We start from the raw sequence: 219 nt of genomic DNA, 5'->3' as shown, positions 1-219 counted from the left end.
ATATCAGTGGGAAGTGTAGAGAGAACCCAACGAGCACTATGAAAATCTCAACGGGGGGACCAGTATATCAGTGGGAAGTGTAGAGAGAACCCAACGTTTCACTCGGTCAGTCAACCAGTTGAACCAGTATATCAGTGGGAAGTGTAGAGAGAACCCAACAGTCGCAGCATGATGTCGTCTCCTTTCCCAGTATATCAGTGGGAAGTGTAGAGAGAACCC

This window comes from Actinomyces sp. HMSC065F12, from assembly GCF_001814535.1.
Lineage (GTDB): Bacteria > Actinomycetota > Actinomycetes > Actinomycetales > Actinomycetaceae > Pauljensenia > Pauljensenia radingae_A.
The sequence above is the reverse complement of the archived record's forward strand: the minus strand, read 5'-3'. Positions refer to the sequence as shown.